Below are 19793 nucleotides of genomic sequence, written 5' to 3'. Positions count from 1 at the left end.
AGTCTTCAAGTCACCAATCGCGATGCACCTTTGACCATATCCGCCAGTCCATGCTTGCGGAAATAATGTTCCAGCCAACTTTTCACCATCAGCGGATTATCCAGCTTCAGTACATGTTCCAATAAGTCCTGTGCATCGGTCATCGGCACATGACAAATCGTTTTACGTACCCGCAGAATATTGCTTGAACTCATCGACAGGGTGTTAAAGCCCATTGCCATCAACAGCACAGCTGACAGCGGATCTCCCGCCATTTCCCCACAGATGCTGACCGGCTTTTCATTGCGATGACAGTCTGCGACCAGACGAGTCAAGGCACGCAAGACTGCCGGATGCAGATGCGAATAGACGTTGGCGACACGCGGATTATTCCGATCCACGGCCAGTAAATACTGGGTCAAGTCATTGGAACCCACCGAGAAGAAATCGACAAATTCCGAAAACTCATCAATCTGATGCAGCACACTTGGCACTTCCACCATGATGCCGATTTTTGGCTTGGTGATCTTGACCTGTTCTTCTTCCTGCACCGCGATCCAGTCACGTTCCAGTAAATACAGTGCTTCCTCAACCTCACTGACACTGGTCACCATCGGCAGTAGAATATGTAGGTTATTCAGGCCAATACTCGCTTTTAACATCGCACGAATCTGTGAAGAGAAAATCTCTGGATGATCCAAGGTAAAGCGAATACCGCGCCAGCCCAGTGCCGAGTTTTCTTCTTCGATTGAGAAATATGGCAGGTCTTTGTCCGCACCGATATCCAGGGTACGCATCACCACCGGCTTGTTGGCAAAGTGGCTCAGCTGCTGACGGTAAATCGAACGCTGTTCTTCTTCGCCGGGGAAGCGGTCGCGCAGCATAAATGGAATTTCGGAACGGTACAGGCCGACACCTTTGGCACCGCGCTGTACGCCACGCACCACATCAATCATCAGACCGGTATTCACGAATAGGCGAACGGCAATACCATCCGGGGTAATCGCGTCTTTAGTTTCATATTGACGCAGGTCTTTGGCGATCTGTTCTTCTTCTTTCTGAATTTCTTTATAGCGGGTACGCAGACGACGTGGCGGATTGATAAACACACGGCCCTGATGCGCGTCGACAATCATCTCGACATCATCAAGGGTATTTATTGGCAGTTCAGTCACACCGACCACGGTTGGAATCCCCAGTGCACGTGCCACAATCACCATATGCGAGTTCATGGCACCCTCAGTGGTGACAATCGCCGCGATTTTATCGACGGGTAATTCCACCAGTGCCGCGGTTGAGATTTCTTCACCAATCAGGATACTTTCATCGGTCAGCTCACGGTGGCTTTCATCGGCTTCCTGTAGCTTGGCCAGAATACGCCGGCCGAGGTCTTTCAGATCCGATACCCGTTCACGCAGGTATTCATCTTCCATCTGCGCGAACTGAGCTACGTGGTTTTCAATGACAATGCGAACCGCGCCTTGGGCCCAGTGACCTTCACGGATTAGTTCCTTGATTTCGGCCGGCAGGGCATTTTCATCCAACATGCGCAGGAACACGCTAAACAAGGCACGTTCCTCTGCCATCAAGGCATCCTGCATCTTGTCATCTAAAGACTGGATTTCCTCGCGGACTGCAGTGAGGGCCCCGTCGAGCAAGGTCAGTTCTTCGCTGATGTCATCCGCTTCACGGTCTGGCACGGCAGACAGATCGGCAGGAGGATAGAGAATTACGGCACGGCCAATGGCAATCCCGCCAGAACCAGAAACGCCCTGGAAGGTCTTATAAGCAGGTAAATTGCTTGGCTTACGGAAGACGTCAATATTTCCTACCGCGTGGGCATGGGCAATTACGCCGGAGAGCTGCGCACATAGTGTGACCAGGAAAGATTCTGCCGCTTCGGAGAAATCTTGGGATTCCTTGTTCTGAACTACCAGCACGCCCATCACCTTACGGCGGTACATCACCGGCACGCCAAGGAAGGAGTTATAAATTTCCTCACCGGTTTCCGGCAGGTACATAAAGCGTTCATGCTTCGGCGCATTGTCAAGATTGACAATTTCTTCACGCTGACCGACCAGACCCACTAGACCTTCACCAGTTTGCAGCGAGACATGGCCCACTGCTTCCGGTTTCAGACCTTTAGATGCCATCAGCAGATAACGCTGGTTGCGTTCATCCAGCAGATAAATGGAGCAGACATCGACATGCATCGCTTCAGCCACCTGGTTGACCATGATGTCGAGCGATTCGTGCAAACTGGTAGACGCATTGATTTCCTGCACAATGCGTCTTAAGGTTTCCAGTTGCATATTCGACATTCGCGCTGCTCCTTATTTGTAGGTATAAGTTCCGGTATCTGCTTTATTTATAACAATAACTGCCCAAAAAATCTGCATTAATCTTCAGATTTTTAGGCACTTCTTTTAACTTTCTTCCTGAGGTAACTGCTGGCACAGTTCCACCATGGCTTTGCGGTACACATCGCGTTTAAAATTCACGACCTGACCGAGCGGATACCAGTAACTTACCCACTGCCATTGGTCAAACTCGGGCGGATCAGACAGATTTAACTGAATATGATGCGCTGACGCCGTCAATTTGAGTAAAAACCACTTCTGTTTTTGACCGATACATACGGGATTGGATTCCGTACGGATGTACCGGTGCGGCAAACGATAACGCAGCCAGCCTTTGGTTTGCGCTACAATCTGGACGTGTTCGGGCAATAAGCCGACTTCTTCCCTTAGCTCACGGTAGAGCGCCTGCTCAGGGGTTTCGCCATGTTGGATACCTCCTTGTGGAAATTGCCATGCATTGTGACCAATGCGCTTTGCCCATAAAACTTGTCCAGCATCGTTTGCCAAGATGATCCCGACATTCGGTCGGAAACCTTCGGAGTCGATCATTTGGCACCTAAATCTTGTGTATTTATGCCTTTGCTATCGGGGATTTTTATTTCTTTATCCAACTCGAAAAAAGCAAAGTTTAAAAATGTTAAAATTGATATGATCTTAACGAATTTCTATCGACTAGCGGAGATAGATTTACAATTTTTTTCTTAAATTTCAGTTTTTACGAGTATTTTCATGAAATTGGCGCTATTTGATCTCGATCACACCCTGTTAAACACCGATTCGGATCATTCCTGGGGGGAATTTTTGGTCAATGAAGGCCTGGTTGACCCGGTTCATCACCGCGCCATGAACGACAAGTTTTATGAAGACTATAAAAAGGGCCAACTGGACCCGTATGCTTATAATGAATTTGTGTTTGAATTTTTAACTAAACATGACAATGATTATTTGACTAAACTTCATCAACTGTTCATGAAAAAAGTCATACGTCCACAAATGCGTCCGGAAGGTTTCAAGGCGATTGAACGTCATCGTGAAGCTGGACATGAACTGGTGGGGATCACCGCAACTTCAGACTTTATTACGGCGCCGATTTTCCGTGAGTTTGGCATTACTGAAATTATTGCCACCAATGCCGAGATCGTGGATGGTAAATATACTGGTAAGGTGATTAACACCGCCTGCTATCAGAAAGGCAAACTGGAGCGTCTGGAACAATGGCTGGAAGGCCGTAACGTGACTGAATCCTGGGCCTATTCAGATTCGATCAATGACCGCTTTCTGCTGGAATATGCTGATCATGCTATTGCGGTCAATCCAGACGATCGACTGGAAGCGTTGGCCAAAGAGCAGGGTTGGGAAATTCAGGACTGGTCGATTTAATCGATCAGGCTGGCTAAAATTGTGAAGCACAACTCCGGTTGTGCTTTTTATGTGCGCTGGATCAATTGGCAAAGTAAAGTATTGTCACAGAATCTTGCAGCGCTTCGTGCTAAGCTCAATCTGAATAATATGAGAATAAGGGAAACTCAGAGGTAGTTGAAATGAATAAAGTAAGACCACGTATGACGCATTTGTTCGAACAGTTGGGTTTAGATGCCAGCGAACAGGGTATTGCCAAATTTATTGAAGAGCATCAGCTGCATAAGGACTTTAACTTGATGGATGCGCCGTACTGGAGTGATGCACAGCGTCAGTTCCTTGCGGAAAAAATAGCGTCAGATGGCGAATGGGCCATCGTGGTAGATCAGCTGAATGAATCCCTGCATGAGGATGCAACCCGAGATGCGCAAGCTTCTCTTTAATTAGACCTCTGCACATGATAAAAAAAGCCAGTCAGATGACTGGCTTTTTTTATCGCTTGAACATGGCTGTTCAACATATTCCTGGCTAGGTCATTTACAGGATCTAGGGTGGATATATGAATGACTTAGAATTTAGGTTGTTGCATCAATTCAACCAGTGCCTGTGCCGCTTTAGATTGCGTACGGCCTGGATGCCACACCATGCCGAGCTGACGGTTCATTTCCAGATGCAGGTCCAGTTCCTGCAAGTCGTGATTGACTAGTGTTTTTGGCAGTACTGACCAGCCCAAGCCAATCGATACCAGCATACGAATAGATTCCAGCGGATTGTTGCTCATGGTGGTTTTTGGCTTGATGCCCTGTTTCTCAAATTCGGCCATAGTGATCTGGGTGGTATAAGTCTGCGCCGATGGTAACAAGCTTGGATAATTCACCAGATCTTCGAGTTTTAAATTTTTTTGCTGCGCCAGCGGATGGAAGGGCGCAACCACAAACACCAGCGGATCATTCCAGATGGTGACATAATTCAGGCGTTCATCGCCATGCGGTGGAAGGGTTAAGAAAGCAAGTTCCAGATCGCCAGCAATCACCTGTTCATGCGCCTGTTCGGAATCCACAAAGTGTACATCTAAAGTGACATCCGGATATTGCTGCACGTACTGACGTAAATAAGAAGGAAGATGATGCAAGCCAATATGGTGACTGGTACCAATTTTCAGTTTGCCCTGAATCTGGCCCTGTTCATGACTCAAGGTGTGGTGGATATCGCCCAGTTCATTCAGCCAGTTTTTTACTTTAGGCAACAGTGAATGGGCTGCATGAGTCGCCTGCACACCACGGCCTGCGGATTCAAACAGCTTGACCCCGAAATATTCTTCAAGACTATGGATGCGCTTGGTCACTGCTGGCTGGGTAATAAAAAGCTGATCTGCCGCCAGAGAAATTGATCCTGTTTCCATGACTTTTACAAAGGCTTCAAAGGCTGCGAGATTCATCTTAATCACCTATAAAGAATTTTTATGCGTATATCTATTGTTGTAATATTTTAAGAATAAATCAAAGGGAAAGTTGTATCTATTGCTGTAAAATCCGACATTCATATGGCGAAGTGAGATAATTGGTTAAAAAATAAAAATAGTATGAATAAATAGGAAGCGATAAGGGTTGGATATTTATCAATAAAAAAGCCACCGGGGTACGGTGGCCAAACGAGGAATATCGACAGAAAAGAATTTAAGCGGTGATTTCCTCGTTATTGTCCTGTTCAGCTTTGCCTTCCCAGATTTTTTCGTGGAAGAAGAAAGCCACAGCCTGTACAGTGGGTTCAAGCAGGCTTAATGCTGCTGCCATTGCAAGGCTTCTAGTCACCAAATAGCCCACAATCATGGCAACGCTAATGTGCATAATGTAGTAGCTCAAGGTTTTCTTGAACATGCGCTGGTTATCAACAACGAATTTCTGAACATGTGCCATATCAATATTCCTCTAAAAAATTAATGACGTTTGTTGTATGAGGAAATAATAATAATTCTCATTTAATTTGTAAAAGCGAATATTTTGAAAAAAATGATCGAAAAATTAGATTAAATAAAAAGCAATATCTGCCTGTTTAAACTATGGTTTAAGGAATTCCAAAAAGTTTATTAACTAATAAAAATGATAAATTAGATTTATGTGAACGCAGCGATATAATCAAATGAGAGATAGAATTTACCCAGTCCAGTGGAGTACATCGACATGGCAGGCGAGACCCAAACACCAAAAACATTATACGATAAGTTATGGGATGACCATTTAGTGAAACAACGTGATGATGGTTCATCATTGTTGTATATCGACCGTCATTTATTACATGAAGTTACCTCTCCACAGGCATTTGAAGGTTTGCAACTGGCTGGCCGTAAACCATGGCGTTTAAGCGCAAACGTGGCAACCCCAGACCATAACGTTCCAACCTCTAAAAAAGAGCGTGAACAAGGCGTTGCCGGTATTGAAGACGATACTTCACGTATTCAGGTACAAACTTTGGATGATAACTGTAAAACTTTTGACGTGGTACAGTTCGACATCAATGACGTACGTCAAGGTATTGCCCATGTGGTTGGCCCAGAGCAAGGTTTGACATTGCCAGGTATGACTGTGGTATGTGGTGACTCACATACCGCAACTCACGGTGCATTCGGCTGTTTGGCACACGGGATCGGGACTTCTGAAGTAGAACACGTGTTAGCGACACAGTGTTTGGTTCAGAAGAAAATGAAAAACATGCTGGTTCGCGTCGATGGCAAATTAGGCAAAGGCGTCACTCCTAAAGACGTGGTTTTGGCGATTATCGGTAAGATTGGTACTGCAGGTGGTACAGGTCACGCGATTGAATTCGGTGGCCAGGTGTTCCGTGACATGTCGATCGAAGGCCGCATGACGGTATGTAACATGGCGATTGAAGCTGGTGCACGTGTCGGTATGGTGGCTGTTGATGAAAAAACGATTGAATACGTGAAAGGCCGTCCATACGCACCAAAAGGCGAGCAATGGGATCAGGCAGTAGCGTATTGGAATACTTTGCATTCTGACGAAGGCGCACACTTCGACACAGTCGTTGTGTTGCAAGGTGAAGAAATCGAGCCACAAGTGTCTTGGGGTACTTCTCCAGAGATGGTGATTCCGGTATCTCAAGCAGTTCCAACTTTGGAACAGGCGAAAGATGATGTACAGCGTAAAGACTGGACCCGTGCTTACCAGTACATGGGCTTGGAAGCTGGCCAATCTTTGGCGGACATCAAGTTAGACCGTGTATTTATCGGTTCCTGTACCAACTCACGTATTGAAGATATTCGTGCCGCAGCTGAAGTTGCCAAAGGCAAAAAAGTGGCTCCAAGTATCAAACAGGCGATGGTGGTTCCAGGCTCTGGTTTGGTCAAAGCGCAAGCAGAAGCAGAAGGTCTGGACAAGATCCTGATCGAAGCGGGCTTTGAATGGCGCGAACCAGGTTGCTCTATGTGCTTGGCAATGAATGCTGACAAATTGCAGCCAGGTGAACACTGTGCTTCAACTTCGAACCGCAACTTCGAAGGTCGTCAGGGTAATGGCGGTCGTACTCACTTGGTCAGCCCAGCAATGGCAGCGGCAGCAGCGATAGCCGGTCACTTCGTTGACGTACGTTCATTCTAATCGGCTAATAGGAGCAAAGACATGAAAGCTTATACCGTTGAACAGGGTATCGTTGCACCATTAGACCGTGCCAATGTGGATACCGACTTAATCATTCCAAAACAGTTCCTGAAATCGATCAAACGTACCGGTTTCGGTGAGAACCTGTTTGATGAATTGCGTTACCTGGACGAAGGCTATCCTGGTCAGGACAACTCGAAACGTCCGATCAATCCGGATTTCGTCTTGAACCAGCCACGTTACCAAGGCGCGACAGTATTGTTGTCACGCGCGAACTTCGGTTGTGGTTCAAGCCGTGAACACGCGCCATGGGCATTGAATGAATACGGTTTCCGTACTGTGATTGCACCAAGCTATGCAGACATTTTCTTCAATAATAGTTTCAAAAACGGCATGTTGCCAGTGATCTTGTCTGAAGAAATCGTCGACCAGTTATTCAAGGAATGTGCGGCAACTGAAGGTTATCAGTTAACGATTGACCTTGAAGCACAGGAAGTGCGTACGCCGTCTGGCGAAAGCTTCAAGTTTGAAGTGGATCCATTCCGTAAGCACTGCTTGTTAAATGGTCTGGATGATATTGGTTTGACTTTGCAGGATGCGGATGCAATTCGTGCCTATGAAGAAAAAACCAAAGCGGTTCGTCCTTGGGTGTTCGCAGAAATTCGCGGCTAAATCCAGTTAAAATGTCATAGCGAGAAAGTCTAACCCTTGCTAATATCGTGAAATTATGGATATTTCGATTGGGTTAGACATTCAGCATGGCCAGCTATTGGAAACAGTTATTTGCATTAAGTGCTGTATCGATGTTGATGACCGCGTGTCAGACCATCGATACGATGCAGCTAAAAAGGCTGACGGAATCAGCAGCAACAGGATCAGATGCGCTGATCTATTGCTCCGGCACACAGGATTGCAACTTCGAACGTCTTGACGATGTTACGATTATGGATGCAGTAAACCGACGTATAGATAGCCATGCCATGCGCCTGAAGCTGGTACGCTTGCAGAGCGAAAGTCTGGCTGATCCTAATCCGATCTATTTGTCGGTGCCGCCGGGACAACATGAACTGGTGGTACGTTTTTATCCGATCAGCCCGGAAAAAGCGGAAGTCCTGCATGTGTTCCAGGAATTTAAGGCGCAGCATAAATACACCTTCAAGATGTATCGTCAGCGCTCCACCCGCAATACCAGCTTATTGCAGGCCTCTGCACCTGATCCGCTTTGCGTAGACCTGATGCAGGACACCAAAACAATTCGACGTTTCTGCAGACCTTACAATGTTGAAACTGGCATTGCTGAGTTTGTAGAACAAAAAATTTAACCCAGTCAGTGAATGCTGACCTTATAAATGGAAAATCTCATGTCTAAACAAATTTTGATTTTAGCTGGTGACGGCATTGGTCCTGAAATTGTGAAAGCAGCAGAGCAAGTGCTGACTCGCGTAAATGAAAAATTTAATTTAGATCTAAGCTGGGAACATGGCCTGTTAGGTGGTGCTGCAATTGATGCACACGGTTCACCTTATCCAGATGTGACTTCTGAACAGGCGAAAAAAGCGGATGCGATTCTGCTCGGTGCGGTCGGTGGTCCTAAATGGGATACCATTGAACGTTCCATCCGTCCAGAACGCGGTCTGCTCAAACTGCGTAGTGAATTGAACCTGTTTGCAAACCTGCGTCCAGCCATCCTGTATCCACAACTTGCGGATGCATCTAGCCTAAAACCAGAAATCGTTTCTGGTCTGGATATCCTGATCGTTCGTGAATTGACTGGCGGTATCTACTTCGGACAGCCGCGTGGTATCCGTGAGCTGGAAAATGGTGAAAAACAAGGTTTCAACACTGACGTTTACTCAGAATCTGAAATCAAACGTATTGCCAAAGTTGCATTCGAACTTGCTGGACTACGTGGTGGCAAAGTATGTTCAGTAGACAAGGCCAACGTACTTGAAGTGACTGAGCTTTGGAAACAAACCGTTACTGCACTGAAAGAAGCGCAATACCCAGACATCAACCTGTCTCATATGTATGTGGACAATGCAGCCATGCAGCTGGTACGTGCACCTAAACAGTTTGACGTGATCGTAACCTCTAACCTGTTCGGTGACATCCTGTCTGACGAAGCAGCGATGCTAACCGGTTCTATTGGTATGCTTCCATCTGCATCTCTGGATGAAAATGGTAAAGGTATGTATGAGCCATGTCATGGTTCTGCACCAGACATCGCGGGGCAAAACCTGGCTAACCCATTAGCAACGATTCTGTCTGTTGCCATGATGCTGCGTTACACTTTCCGTGAAGAAGCTGCTGCGAAAGCGATTGAAGATGCAGTCGGTAATGTATTGGATCAAGGTCTGCGTACTGCGGACATCATGTCTGAAGGCATGAACAAAGTAGGTACAGTGGAAATGGGCCAGGCAGTGGTTGCTGCATTGGGCTAATTCTCTAGATCAACAAAAAACGCAGTCAAGGCTGCGTTTTTTTATGCCTGTAATTGATTAGCAGGTTCGTCCAGTCGAGCTGACTGACTGAGCAATCTTGTCTTTCAGTTCAAATACGATCTTGCATTGCAAATTCACATCATAACCTTGTGATGGGCTATGCGTGACTGGAATTGGGACAGTTCCGGTACCTGCCACTGGGTGCTGTGCTACAGACAGGGGTATAGTTACAGGACGTTGTACAATATAAACTAGTTGCTGGGCAAAAAGTTCAGGTTCATAGACCTGCTGATAGCCCAGTTTGCTTAAATCCAGATTGGCATAAATGGTTTCACTGGATTGTCCAATAAACTGCTTTAAATAAGCCTCACGTTCGGCTTGAGAAAGGGTGGGAGTAGTTGCGCAGGCAGTCAGCAGAAGAAGCATGCCTGGCAGGAAAAGCGTGTTGAGGCGAAATGCAGACCACATATTCTGACTCCTACAAAGAACGCCATGCTTTTATTGTAGAGGCAGAAATATGTTCTTATTGTTGTAATTTGACATATGGTTACAGCATTGCTGTATAAACCAAATAGAGACAAAAAAAGCCACCGACTGGGTGGCTTTTTTGCTTGCGCTAAAACTTAGCGTGCACGGTAAGTGATACGACCCTTAGTCAAATCATAAGGAGTCATTTCCACTTTAACACTGTCGCCAGTCAAAATGCGGATATAGTGTTTACGCATTTTACCTGAGATGTGTGCAATCACTTCGTGACCGTTTTCTAAACGTACACGGAACATAGTGTTAGGAAGCGTCTCGGTGACAACGCCTTCGAACTCGATGAGTTCCTCTTTATTGGCCATAGCCTACCTAAAAGAATAAATTAAGAAAGGCGCAAATTATAGTCAATTTTTTTCTAAAACACAAGCTATATAAGGCGTCAGACTGACCAGATACACAGAAAAAATGCGAAGCATCAGTACAAATATTTTCATGAAAAAAGTGCCTAAGCATGTTGTCAGTTTGGTCAATCGCAGTTAATCTAAAAAATGTCTTTTTGAGTATAAATGAAGCACATACAAGGAAGGTTTTTGAGTGGGTCAGCTAACAGATGCATCGGTTGTACTGCGTTTAGGTTACCAGGCGATACGTCGTGCAGGTTTACCAACCGAGGAATTGCTTGCTAAAGCAGGAGTCGCCTTAAACCAGGTCGAAGCCAATGACCGTACCCCGTTAAGTGCGCAGTATGCGTTCTGGGTCGCGGCAGAAGAAGTCAGTAAGGACCCGGATATCGGGCTACACTTAGGCGAACACTTGCCACTATATCGTGGTCAGGTGATTGAACATCTGTTCATTTCATCGGAAAATTTCGGTGAGGGGTTAAAGCGTGCCTTGGCTTATCAGCGCCTGATCAGTGATGCCTTCCATGCTCAGCTGGTCATTGAAGATGACCGCTGTTATCTCACCAATGGTGAGCAGCCGTATGCAGAGAATATTGTCAATCGTCACTTTACCGAGTGTGCAATGTCAGGAGTATTACGCTTCTTTAAATTCATTACTGAAGGCCGTTTTGAACCGATCTATATCGATTTCAACTTCTCTAAAGGTGCGGCCGATGATGAATACTTCCGAGTCTATGGCTGTCCAGTCAGTTTAGGACAAAAAGAAACCCGTCTGTATTTCGACCCAAGCATTTTGGATTATCCATTGTGGCAGGCGGAGCCTGAATTGTTGCAATTGCATGAACAACTGGCTATAGAAAAACTGCAAGAGCTGGCACGTTATGACCTGGTTGGCGAAGTACGCCGTGCGATTGGTTCAACCCTGGAAAGTGGTGAAACTACATTGGAAACGGTGGCAGTACAGCTGAATATCACACCACGCCGTCTGCGTACTCAGCTCAGTGAAGCCAATACCAGCTTCCAGCAGATTCTTTCAGACTATCGCTGCCGTCTGGCAAAACGCTTATTAGCAGGAACCAATGAGAGTGTGGAACGGATTGTCTATCTGACCGGTTTCTCTGAACCAAGTACCTTCTATCGTGCTTTTAAACGCTGGACCAATGAAACGCCAGTGGAGTATAGAAAGCGGAAGCAGCGCTGAATCCCTCCTAACCTTCCTTTGAAAAAAGGAGGAAGTTCCCCTCCTTGCAGGAGGGGCTAGGGGAGGTGAATAAAAAAGGGAATGAATTTATTCCGGCATATTTAACCAGTGCGGTCCTAAGGGTACTTTTGGCAATTTAAACTGCTTAGGATAATGCGCCTGAATGAAATACAGGCCATCGGGTGGGGCGGTGATTCCTGCTGCTTTACGGTCTTCTGCAGCAAAAATCTCGTCAATATGGTCAATCTCATACATGCCCTGACCAATCTCCAGCAGACAGCCCATGATGTTACGTACCATGTGATGCAGGAAGCCATCGGCCTGAATATCCAGAACCAGATAATTGCCATGACGGATCAGGCGACAATGGTGTACATGACGCACTGGCTGATTGGACTGACAGGCTGCGGCACGGAAGCTTTCAAAGTTATGGGTGCCCTCAAACTTGCTCGCTGCCTGAATCATCTTGTCGACATCTAGCTCATAGTAGATATGCGTCACCTGCTTATGCAGCAGGGCAGAACGGACGGGATGGTTATATACCACATAGCGATAGCGGCGAGCATTAGCTTTGAAGCGAGCATGGAAATCCATGTCCATTTCCTGAATCCATTGGATAGAAATGTCTTTGGGCAACTGGCTATTGCAACCACGCAGCCAGCCATATTCGGAACGGATTGCTTCGGTATCGAAATGCGCGACCATATTGGTGGCATGGACACCGGCATCGGTACGACCGGCACCATGCAGGATGATCGGCTCATTGGCAACTTTAGACAGTACTTTCTCAATGGTTTCCTGTACGCTTGCGACGCCGGGCTGCTGGGTTTGCCAACCTCTGTAGTGTGCTCCACTAAACTCAATACCGACCGCAAAACGCTGCATACTAACCTCAAGATTCAACTAATCGTACCAATGACGGTGCCATTGTTCTATGCTGTCGTATTGTAAATACATTTTTAGTGCTTTTGCATAAAGATCGGCATGACCATAGCCATCATTGAGCAAAATCTTGGAGTTTTGTACCCAGTCGGCAATGGCATAACGCTGATCTGTAGCCCCAAAAGGTACCTGAGTCGTCAGCACCAGTGCACAACCCACTGCATAAAACTGATCAAAAAGTTGGACGATTTCCGGATTTACAGCAAGGTTGCCTGTGCCGAAGCCTTGCAGAATCAGAAAATGCGGTGGTGCTGCTAATAATTGTTTGAGGTTATACCATTGTTGCTCCAGCTCAATCGGCTGCATCATGAGGCTGATACAGTTAAATTGTGCAGCTTTAGTTAAATCCTGTGCCTGTACAGTATATGCTTCAGGTTGAGGTGGTATTTTCACAGAGGCATCTACACCAGCAAAAGCTTTTAGCTCAGTGGTATGTTGTTTTAAGGCCGTTCTGCCATGTACCAGTTCCAGGTTAAAGGCCAGATAAACACCTTTTTCGACCTGAAGTGCTGAATCTAGGGCAAAGCACAGGTTTTCTAAAGCATCACTAAATTCCCGTGGTTTGTTGCCAGTAGCATTTAATAGAGGATATTGGCTACCTGTCAGTACCACATGGGCAGACTGTCCCAGAAAATGTGCCAGTACTGCACTGGCATAACTCATAGTATCTGTGCCATGGATAATGACAAAGCGCTGGTAACCCTTCGTTTGTAGTTGCTGAATCTGCTGAATTAAAGCTAGCCAGTCTTGTGCTGTGCAGGCACTACTGTCCTTGATTGCTGGTGCACAGAAGCATTCCACCGGATGAATATCTTGCTGTAAAAGTTCTTTTAATTTTGAAAAAAATAATTCGGCAGGCATGGGGGCGAGTGGATCGCCAACGCATCCAAAGGTTCCGCCCATATAGATCAGTGCAATGTTTTTCATCATAAAAAAAGCAGCCAAACGTGACTGCTTTAGTGTAAAACGAATTTGCTTAGGAAGCGATTTGATTCAGTAACTGATCGACTTGGGTACGTTGCTGAGGGGTGTAATCCACTTCTTTTTCTGCCAGGATTTCACGGGCAGCATCGTAAGCGCCTAATTGAATATACTGCTGGGCCAGATCAAGATTCAGTACGATCTCATCAACTTCGCTTAATTCGGGGAAAGATTGAACCAGCGGATCATCCTGGTTGGCTGAAGCAGTTGGAGCAGAAGGAATATCAAAGCTGATTGCAGAACTTGCTGGTTTTTCTGGCGCTGTATCCAGTTTGAATTCTGGTGTTGCAATTTCAGCCGGTGTCGTTGCTGATTCTGCTGTAGTTAAACTTGATAAATCAAACGCTGGAGCAGCAGAGGCTGCTTCTGGAGTTTGTGTGGCGATATTACTATCAATAGTAAAGGAGAAATCAAGTGGTTCAACTGCTTCAGATACTGGAGCTGGTTCAGCCTGTTCTGTAGTTCCCAGATCAAGATTAAACTCCATTGCCGGTGCAGCAGGTTCAACTTCAGTTTTTTCTGCTGTATCCAGATCAAAGCTAAAGTCTAGTGTTGGAGCTGTTGGTTCAGGTGCTGCAACAGGAGCAGGCTCTGATGCTGCTGGAGTTTCAGAAAAATTAAACTCTAAACCTGTTGATGCAGGCTGTTCTTCTTTTGCTTCCTTGGTAGATGAAGTCAGCGTTGGCTCAAAATTAAATTCCAGTGGCTGGATTTCATTTTGAACTGGGGCTGGTTCAACAACTGGTTTTTGCGTTTGGCTTTCTAGCTGAAGTTCATCGAAACTTAAGTCACTGCTTGGTGTATGAGTAGGTGATAGTTCTTCAAATGCTGTAGTATTGCTCGCTGGCGGAACTTCAGTAGAAGGAGTAGTTGAGCTTGGTTGAGCACTCGGGAAATCAATGACATCATCTTTAAGTGTAAGCGATTTTTCAAACGCTTCTTTTTTTGCTTCAGCCTGAGCAAGGATTTCATCTAGGCCCAATGAGCGAACATGATTGAGCAACTGGGAAATCGCAAACTCATCTTTTTGCTGGATATGAATATCAAGGAGCAATAAATAGAGTTCATGCTGACGATTATCTTTTTTAAGCGCCTGGTTGATTTGTGCTTCTGCCGCAAAGAAATTTGCTTCAGAGATCAGGCGCTCAATTTTCTTGCGTAGATCTGCAGAGAGTGGAACCACTTCCTGTGGTTTTGGCGCGACTTCTTCAACCACGCGGGTTTTCGGCGGAGTAGTACGTGCTGAACTTGCAGTTTTTTTGCTTTTTGCCGCAGTTGCTTTGGGTTTATCTGACCCTTGAGCATCCTGACGTTTTTTGACCACCAGCAAAACGACGATCAAAAGAATTAATGGAATCACATAAATCAGCATGTTAATACCCCTTGGAGATAGAGTGCTCCATATATCCACTCATCCCTGTAAATCAATTTCTGTAACGACTAGTTAATTGGCTTTTTTCGCTGCCTGATGTGCTTTGAGCTGTTGTTGCAGCTGGGCCAGGCGAGCATTTAATAATTGAATTTTCTGATCCTTTTGATTGAGTGCCAATTCTAATTCAGTTACGTTTCTCTGTAATTTAACGGTTTTTTCCCGAGCTGTCATAACTTTTAATGACAATTCTTTCGAAGTTTTACGGTCAACTGTGTTCTGATTAGCAGAAAGCTGTGTAGATTCTTTCTGGTTCTCAGCAATCAGGCTCATTTCGGCTTGATTGAGGCGATATTTAGTCGGACCCTTTGGTTTAGCTTGGGCCTGCGCAAGTTCTGCTGCATTCACTTTTACAGGCTGTTTTTGTGCTAGTGTAGTATCCAGATTCAATGCTGCACCTCGACGCAAACGGTTGGCATCACCCCCAATAAAGGCATGTTCATTATTTTTCTTGATTTGCTGCATCACTTCGCCAACGCCACGATTTTGTTGCTGGGCGATGCGTGCCGCAATTTTCCAAAGTGACTCATTCGATTGCACCACATAAGTGGCTTTTGCTGTAGAAGGGCTGGCTACAGGGCGTGGAGTCGCTGGTTTTGCCTGATGCATAGGCGTTTCAGCCTGCGCAGGTTTTGTAGATAGCATCTCTTGCTTGGCCGCTGCCAGTTGCTCTTGATACTTCTTCACCAGCGGATCACTAGATTGGCTTTGCGGCGCAACAGCGAGTTGAGTTGCTGCTGGTTTTGTAGTAGTACTTTGAGCAGTTGGTGCCGGTATCTCAGCTTTAGTTGGCGTCGCTGTAGGAGCTTGTGTTTCAGTAACTGTTTTCGGGGCAGCTTGTGCAGTAGCTGCAGTCTCAGCTTGTGCCATCATTTTATCTGCTGGTTTAACCGGTAGAGATGGTGCTACTGAGACTTGAGGTGCTGGAGTTACTGGTGCTGCTACAAAAGCTGCTGTCGGGGCAGGTTGAGCTACAGACAGCGGTGCTACAGTTGTTGGTGCTTTTTGCGGACTTATGTTAAGCGGTTTTTCAGCAGTGACGGGTGCTGCAGTAATTTTTTGTGGGATTGAACTTAGAGACAGTGGCGGTGGTGACTGACGTTGCACAGCCAATGGTTTCTCTACGGTCTTGCTATTATTTGAAACTTGATATTGGGTACTGACAGGTAGATTCAGATCAATTTCTTTTTCATTCACTACGACAACTGGGGTTAATGGACGCTCATTCGCGCCTAGAGCAGCTTTCAGTAGATCAGTTTTAGGTCTGAGAGAAGTTTTAACATGCTGTAAGCGTGCAGCATTACCTTGTTTGATCTTAACTACAAAATTGAGGTCACGATCGGTAATAGGTCGGGAGGAGGTGATGGTAATCACACCAGTCCCATTACTGCTACGACGGGTGAAAAAGTTCAGGTGTCCCGGTGGCTGATGGGTCGTCCCCATCGACAGTAAATCTTCAGGTGTGGCTAGGCTGACTTCAATCGGTATATTGATGTCTGCCTGACGGAAATTGATTTCCGCATAGAGGAGTTCCCCAGGGGCCGATTGAACCTGAACGGGCTCAACCGTGATTGCAAAAGCAGGCTGTGCAATCATGATCGCTAAAATCGTAATTTTAAATTTGTTATATACAGTCATCTTAATTCTAGGCTCAGGCATCGTTCATATTAGGCCAATATGAATCGATGAGGATGTCTATGTTTGTTTAACTATTTTCATGATACTGACACAAAAAAGCCGATCAATAAAGATCGGCTTTTAGTTTGACTACAAGATGCTTAATTAAGCATTTTTGTAATCAATCAGGATGCGTAACATACGACGTAGTGGTTCAGCTGCACCCCAAAGTAATTGGTCCCCAACAGTGAATGCACCCAGGTATTCTTTACCCATGTTCATTTTACGTAGACGACCAACTGGAACAGTCAAAGTACCAGTCACTGCAACAGGAGTCAGGTCAGTCATGGATGCTTCGCGGGTATTTGGTACCACTTTCGCCCATTGGCTAGACTGACGGATCATATCTTCGATTTCATTCAATGGTACGTCACGTTTCAGTTTTAGAGTGATTGCCTGAGAGTGGCAGCGCATAGCACCGATACGTACACAGTGGCCATCAATCGGAACAATCTGAGAATTACCTAAGATCTTGTTGGTTTCAACCTGACCTTTCCATTCTTCTTTAGACTGACCGCTTTCTAATTGCTTGTCGATATAAGGGATCAGCGAGCCAGCGAGTGGTACACCAAAGTGTTCAGAAGGGAAGCCTTCTCCACGTTGCAGCGCAGCGATTTTAGAATCGATTTCCAGAATTGGAGATTTAGGGTCATCCAGTAGGTCTTTGGTGTTGTTATACAGGTAGCCCATGCCAGTGATCAGCTCACGCATGTTCTGTGCACCGGCACCAGACGCTGCCTGATAAGTCATGGAAGTCGCCCATTCCACCAGATTATTCTGGAACAATGAACCCAGACCCATCAGCATCAGGGAAACGGTACAGTTACCACCCACGAAAGTTTTGGTGCCTTTTACCAGCCCGTCTTTGATCACGTTCAGGTTGACTGGATCCAGCACGATGATCGCTTCATCGTCCATACGTAGGGTAGATGCAGCATCAATCCAGTAGCCATCCCAGCCTTCAGCTTTCAGTTTAGGGAAAACTGCAGTGGTATAGTCACCACCTTGGCAGGTAATAATGACATCCATTTGCTTCAGACTGTTAATGTCTGTTGCATCCATAAGTGCTGGGGCAGTCTTTCCACCAAACGCAGGTGCTTTGCCACCCGCATTACTGGTAGAGAAATAGAATGGCTCAAAATGAGCAAAATCATTCTCTTCAACCATACGTTGCATAAGGACGGAACCAACCATCCCGCGCCAACCGACCAGACCTACTTTCATGTCACTTTGCCTCGGTGCGTTAAAAAATTAAAGGGGGTTCGAGTGTACCAAAAAGGCAATCAACTGCAATAGCTACACAATCGAAACATCAATATTATTGAGCGAAATATCTTGTTTATGATACATAAAAAATTGATAACGATGATTTTCTTTCAGAAAAAATAATGACATAGCAAAGAGCCACTTTATGATTTTGTTTATTCAGCTATTGGCAGTACTGGTCATCTGGCTCAGTTTCTGGTCCCTGATTCCCCGTGATGAATGGTGGATTCGCGGCGCCGATTTTCCCAGACTGCAAATTCTGATGATCGGATTTATAGCGCTGGCTCTATATATTTTCTGGGAACATCCCTGGACCATTGTTGACCAGATTATTTTTGTTGGACTACTAGCTGCACAGGCTTATCAGCTGAAGATGGTGCTACCTTATACCTTTATCTGGAAGAAACAGGTCAAGCATGTCCGAAAAGAACAACTGGATTCGAATAGACAAATATCCTTGTTAGTTTCCAATGTGCTGATGACCAACCAGAAATACCATCTGCTGATTGATCAAGTCCAGAAATTGCAACCAGATCTGCTACTGACCCTAGAAACCAACAAAGAATGGCAAAAACAACTGTCAGTTATTGAGCCGGATTATCCTTATAGGGTCGCTGTACCGCTCGAAAACCTGTACGGGATGCATTTATATAGCAAGCTGAAACTCAGCAACACCGAAATCAAGTTTATCCTCAGTGATGAAATTCCTTCGATTCATACCACGGTGACGTTACGTTCAGGACATTCGGTGCAGCTGTACTGTCTGCACCCCAAGCCACCGAGTCCGACGGAAGCTGAAGACTCCAAGCTACGTGATGCTGAACTACTGATGGTAGGGGATCAGATCAAGGATCTGGATGAAAGCTGTATCGTCATGGGTGACTTGAATGATGTGGCCTGGTCACGGACCACACGTTTGTTTCAGCGCATCAGTGGCTTGCTCGATCCCCGAGTTGGGCGGCGCTATGTGAATACCTTTCATGCCGATTATCCGTTCTTCCGCTGGTCGCTCGACCATGTGTTTCATAGCACCGATTTCGCCTTAGTACACATGGAACGTCTCCCACATGTTGGCTCTGATCATTTTCCAGTTTATGTGGTACTGCAAACTGGACGTGTCTTTGACCAGGTGCAGGAGGAACTTGAGCAGACGGATGCAGATGAACAGGAGGCCCAGGAAGCAATACAGGAAGGTATTGAAAAGGCAGAAAAAGAAGAAAAGATCGTGACCGATGAACTGGCTCAAGCTTATAAAAAATAGCTCAAAATTGTGATGGATTTATCGGAAAAGTGTACGAAATTGCTTACGTAGATTGCGGTTGATAGCGAATATTCATGCTTGGGAATTTTCAGTATTCTGATCACATCAGCACAGGGAGTCGAGAAGGGAATTTCTCATAAGGAAGACGAAGCTGAATGAAGACATCATGGACATGATGATGACAGGGAAATCACAATAAGAGCAAGAATAACAACATTGAAAGCACAACCTCATTAGCCCGGGTTTTACAGGATGTAGAACCCGGGTTATATATTTTATGCAGCAATGAAATTTAATTTATATTTAACTGATAATTAGGGTCTGTTGACACTTACTGTTCATAATTAACCCTATAAAGGTAGCCATAAAAATATACAGGCTAAGGCAACAGAACTTTGA

The 19793-nt window shown here is 45.7% G+C and carries 19 protein-coding genes; 8 read left to right on the top strand and 11 right to left on the bottom strand.

The genetic code is table 11. The annotated features are described in order from the left end of the window. Positions 1-5: 5 nt before the first annotated feature. Positions 6-2300: a phosphoenolpyruvate--protein phosphotransferase gene (ptsP, locus tag GW12_RS02210; protein ID WP_034582834.1), complete on the bottom strand. Its 2295-nt coding sequence runs from the start codon at positions 2298-2300 to the stop codon at positions 6-8. A 105-nt stretch (positions 2301-2405) separates the two neighbouring features. Beyond that, the gene (locus GW12_RS02205; protein WP_034582832.1) at positions 2406-2888 is read right to left on the bottom strand and encodes an RNA pyrophosphohydrolase; all 483 of its coding nucleotides are present in this window, start codon (positions 2886-2888) and stop codon (positions 2406-2408) included. 180 nt (positions 2889-3068) lie between these two features. Here GW12_RS02205 and GW12_RS02200 point away from each other — a divergent pair, with 180 nt between their 5' ends. Together GW12_RS02200 and GW12_RS02195 are read left to right on the top strand one after the other, a co-directional pair. Further along, positions 3069-3719, top strand: coding sequence for an HAD family phosphatase (locus GW12_RS02200; RefSeq protein WP_034582828.1), 651 nt, complete (start codon positions 3069-3071; stop codon positions 3717-3719). A 161-nt stretch (positions 3720-3880) separates the two neighbouring features. Then, positions 3881-4141 (top strand): DUF2789 family protein, encoded by a 261-nt coding sequence (locus tag GW12_RS02195; RefSeq protein ID WP_034582825.1) that lies wholly within the window; start codon positions 3881-3883, stop codon positions 4139-4141. Between the two features lie 125 nt (positions 4142-4266). On the opposite strand, the gene GW12_RS02190 is transcribed toward GW12_RS02195, so the two are convergent. Both GW12_RS02190 and GW12_RS02185 read right to left on the bottom strand, forming a co-directional pair. Further along, positions 4267-5136 (bottom strand): LysR family transcriptional regulator, encoded by an 870-nt coding sequence (locus tag GW12_RS02190; protein WP_034582823.1) that lies wholly within the window; start codon positions 5134-5136, stop codon positions 4267-4269. A gap of 238 nt (positions 5137-5374) precedes the next feature. After that, positions 5375-5614, bottom strand: coding sequence for a DUF2061 domain-containing protein (locus GW12_RS02185; RefSeq protein ID WP_034582821.1), 240 nt, complete (start codon positions 5612-5614; stop codon positions 5375-5377). A 264-nt stretch (positions 5615-5878) separates the two neighbouring features. Between GW12_RS02185 and leuC the strand changes: the two genes are divergently transcribed. The 4 genes from leuC to leuB all read left to right on the top strand — a co-directional run bounded on the left by leuC (position 5879) and on the right by leuB (position 9753). Further along, positions 5879-7312, top strand: a complete 1434-nt coding sequence (gene leuC / locus GW12_RS02180; protein WP_034582819.1) for a 3-isopropylmalate dehydratase large subunit — start codon at positions 5879-5881, stop codon at positions 7310-7312. Between the two features lie 21 nt (positions 7313-7333). Further along, positions 7334-7984 (top strand): 3-isopropylmalate dehydratase small subunit, encoded by a 651-nt coding sequence (gene leuD / locus GW12_RS02175; protein WP_034582817.1) that lies wholly within the window; start codon positions 7334-7336, stop codon positions 7982-7984. 86 nt (positions 7985-8070) lie between these two features. Next, positions 8071-8634: a hypothetical protein gene (locus tag GW12_RS02170; protein WP_034582815.1), complete on the top strand. Its 564-nt coding sequence runs from the start codon at positions 8071-8073 to the stop codon at positions 8632-8634. Between the two features lie 39 nt (positions 8635-8673). Further along, entirely contained in the window at positions 8674-9753 is a 1080-nt protein-coding gene (gene leuB / locus GW12_RS02165; protein WP_034582814.1) for a 3-isopropylmalate dehydrogenase, read from the top strand. Between the two features lie 57 nt (positions 9754-9810). Here leuB and GW12_RS02160 read toward each other — a convergent pair whose 3' ends face one another. Both GW12_RS02160 and infA read right to left on the bottom strand, forming a co-directional pair. Next, entirely contained in the window at positions 9811-10221 is a 411-nt protein-coding gene (locus GW12_RS02160) for a hypothetical protein (RefSeq protein WP_034582812.1), read from the bottom strand. A 155-nt stretch (positions 10222-10376) separates the two neighbouring features. Beyond that, positions 10377-10598, bottom strand: a complete 222-nt coding sequence (infA, locus tag GW12_RS02155; protein ID WP_001284370.1) for a translation initiation factor IF-1 — start codon at positions 10596-10598, stop codon at positions 10377-10379. 232 nt (positions 10599-10830) lie between these two features. Here infA and GW12_RS02150 point away from each other — a divergent pair, with 232 nt between their 5' ends. Further along, positions 10831-11838 carry an AraC family transcriptional regulator gene (locus GW12_RS02150; protein WP_034582809.1) on the top strand — a complete coding sequence of 336 codons (1008 nt, stop codon included), beginning with the start codon at positions 10831-10833 and terminating at the stop codon, positions 11836-11838. Between the two features lie 87 nt (positions 11839-11925). On the opposite strand, the gene truA is transcribed toward GW12_RS02150, so the two are convergent. The 5 genes from truA to asd form a co-directional block, all read right to left on the bottom strand. Next, positions 11926-12723 (bottom strand): tRNA pseudouridine(38-40) synthase TruA, encoded by a 798-nt coding sequence (gene truA, locus GW12_RS02145; protein WP_034582806.1) that lies wholly within the window; start codon positions 12721-12723, stop codon positions 11926-11928. Between the two features lie 18 nt (positions 12724-12741). Continuing rightward, positions 12742-13710, bottom strand: a complete 969-nt coding sequence (locus GW12_RS02140) for an asparaginase domain-containing protein (RefSeq protein WP_034582872.1) — start codon at positions 13708-13710, stop codon at positions 12742-12744. A 46-nt stretch (positions 13711-13756) separates the two neighbouring features. After that, positions 13757-15133, bottom strand: coding sequence for a hypothetical protein (locus GW12_RS02135; RefSeq protein WP_034582804.1), 1377 nt, complete (start codon positions 15131-15133; stop codon positions 13757-13759). Between the two features lie 72 nt (positions 15134-15205). Continuing rightward, the gene (locus tag GW12_RS02130) at positions 15206-16849 is read right to left on the bottom strand and encodes a FimV family protein (protein WP_081403442.1); all 1644 of its coding nucleotides are present in this window, start codon (positions 16847-16849) and stop codon (positions 15206-15208) included. Positions 16850-16972: 123 nt separating this feature from the next. Next, positions 16973-18091: an aspartate-semialdehyde dehydrogenase gene (gene asd, locus GW12_RS02125; protein ID WP_034582800.1), complete on the bottom strand. Its 1119-nt coding sequence runs from the start codon at positions 18089-18091 to the stop codon at positions 16973-16975. Between the two features lie 187 nt (positions 18092-18278). Between asd and GW12_RS02120 the strand changes: the two genes are divergently transcribed. Continuing rightward, entirely contained in the window at positions 18279-19394 is a 1116-nt protein-coding gene (locus tag GW12_RS02120) for an endonuclease/exonuclease/phosphatase family protein (RefSeq protein ID WP_034582799.1), read from the top strand. The last annotated feature ends 399 nt before the right edge of the window (positions 19395-19793 follow it).

Source organism: Acinetobacter sp. HR7, from assembly GCF_000773685.1.
Classification (GTDB): Bacteria; Pseudomonadota; Gammaproteobacteria; order Pseudomonadales; family Moraxellaceae; genus Acinetobacter; species Acinetobacter thermotolerans.
The sequence above is the reverse complement of the archived record's forward strand: the minus strand, read 5'-3'. Positions and strand labels throughout refer to the sequence as shown.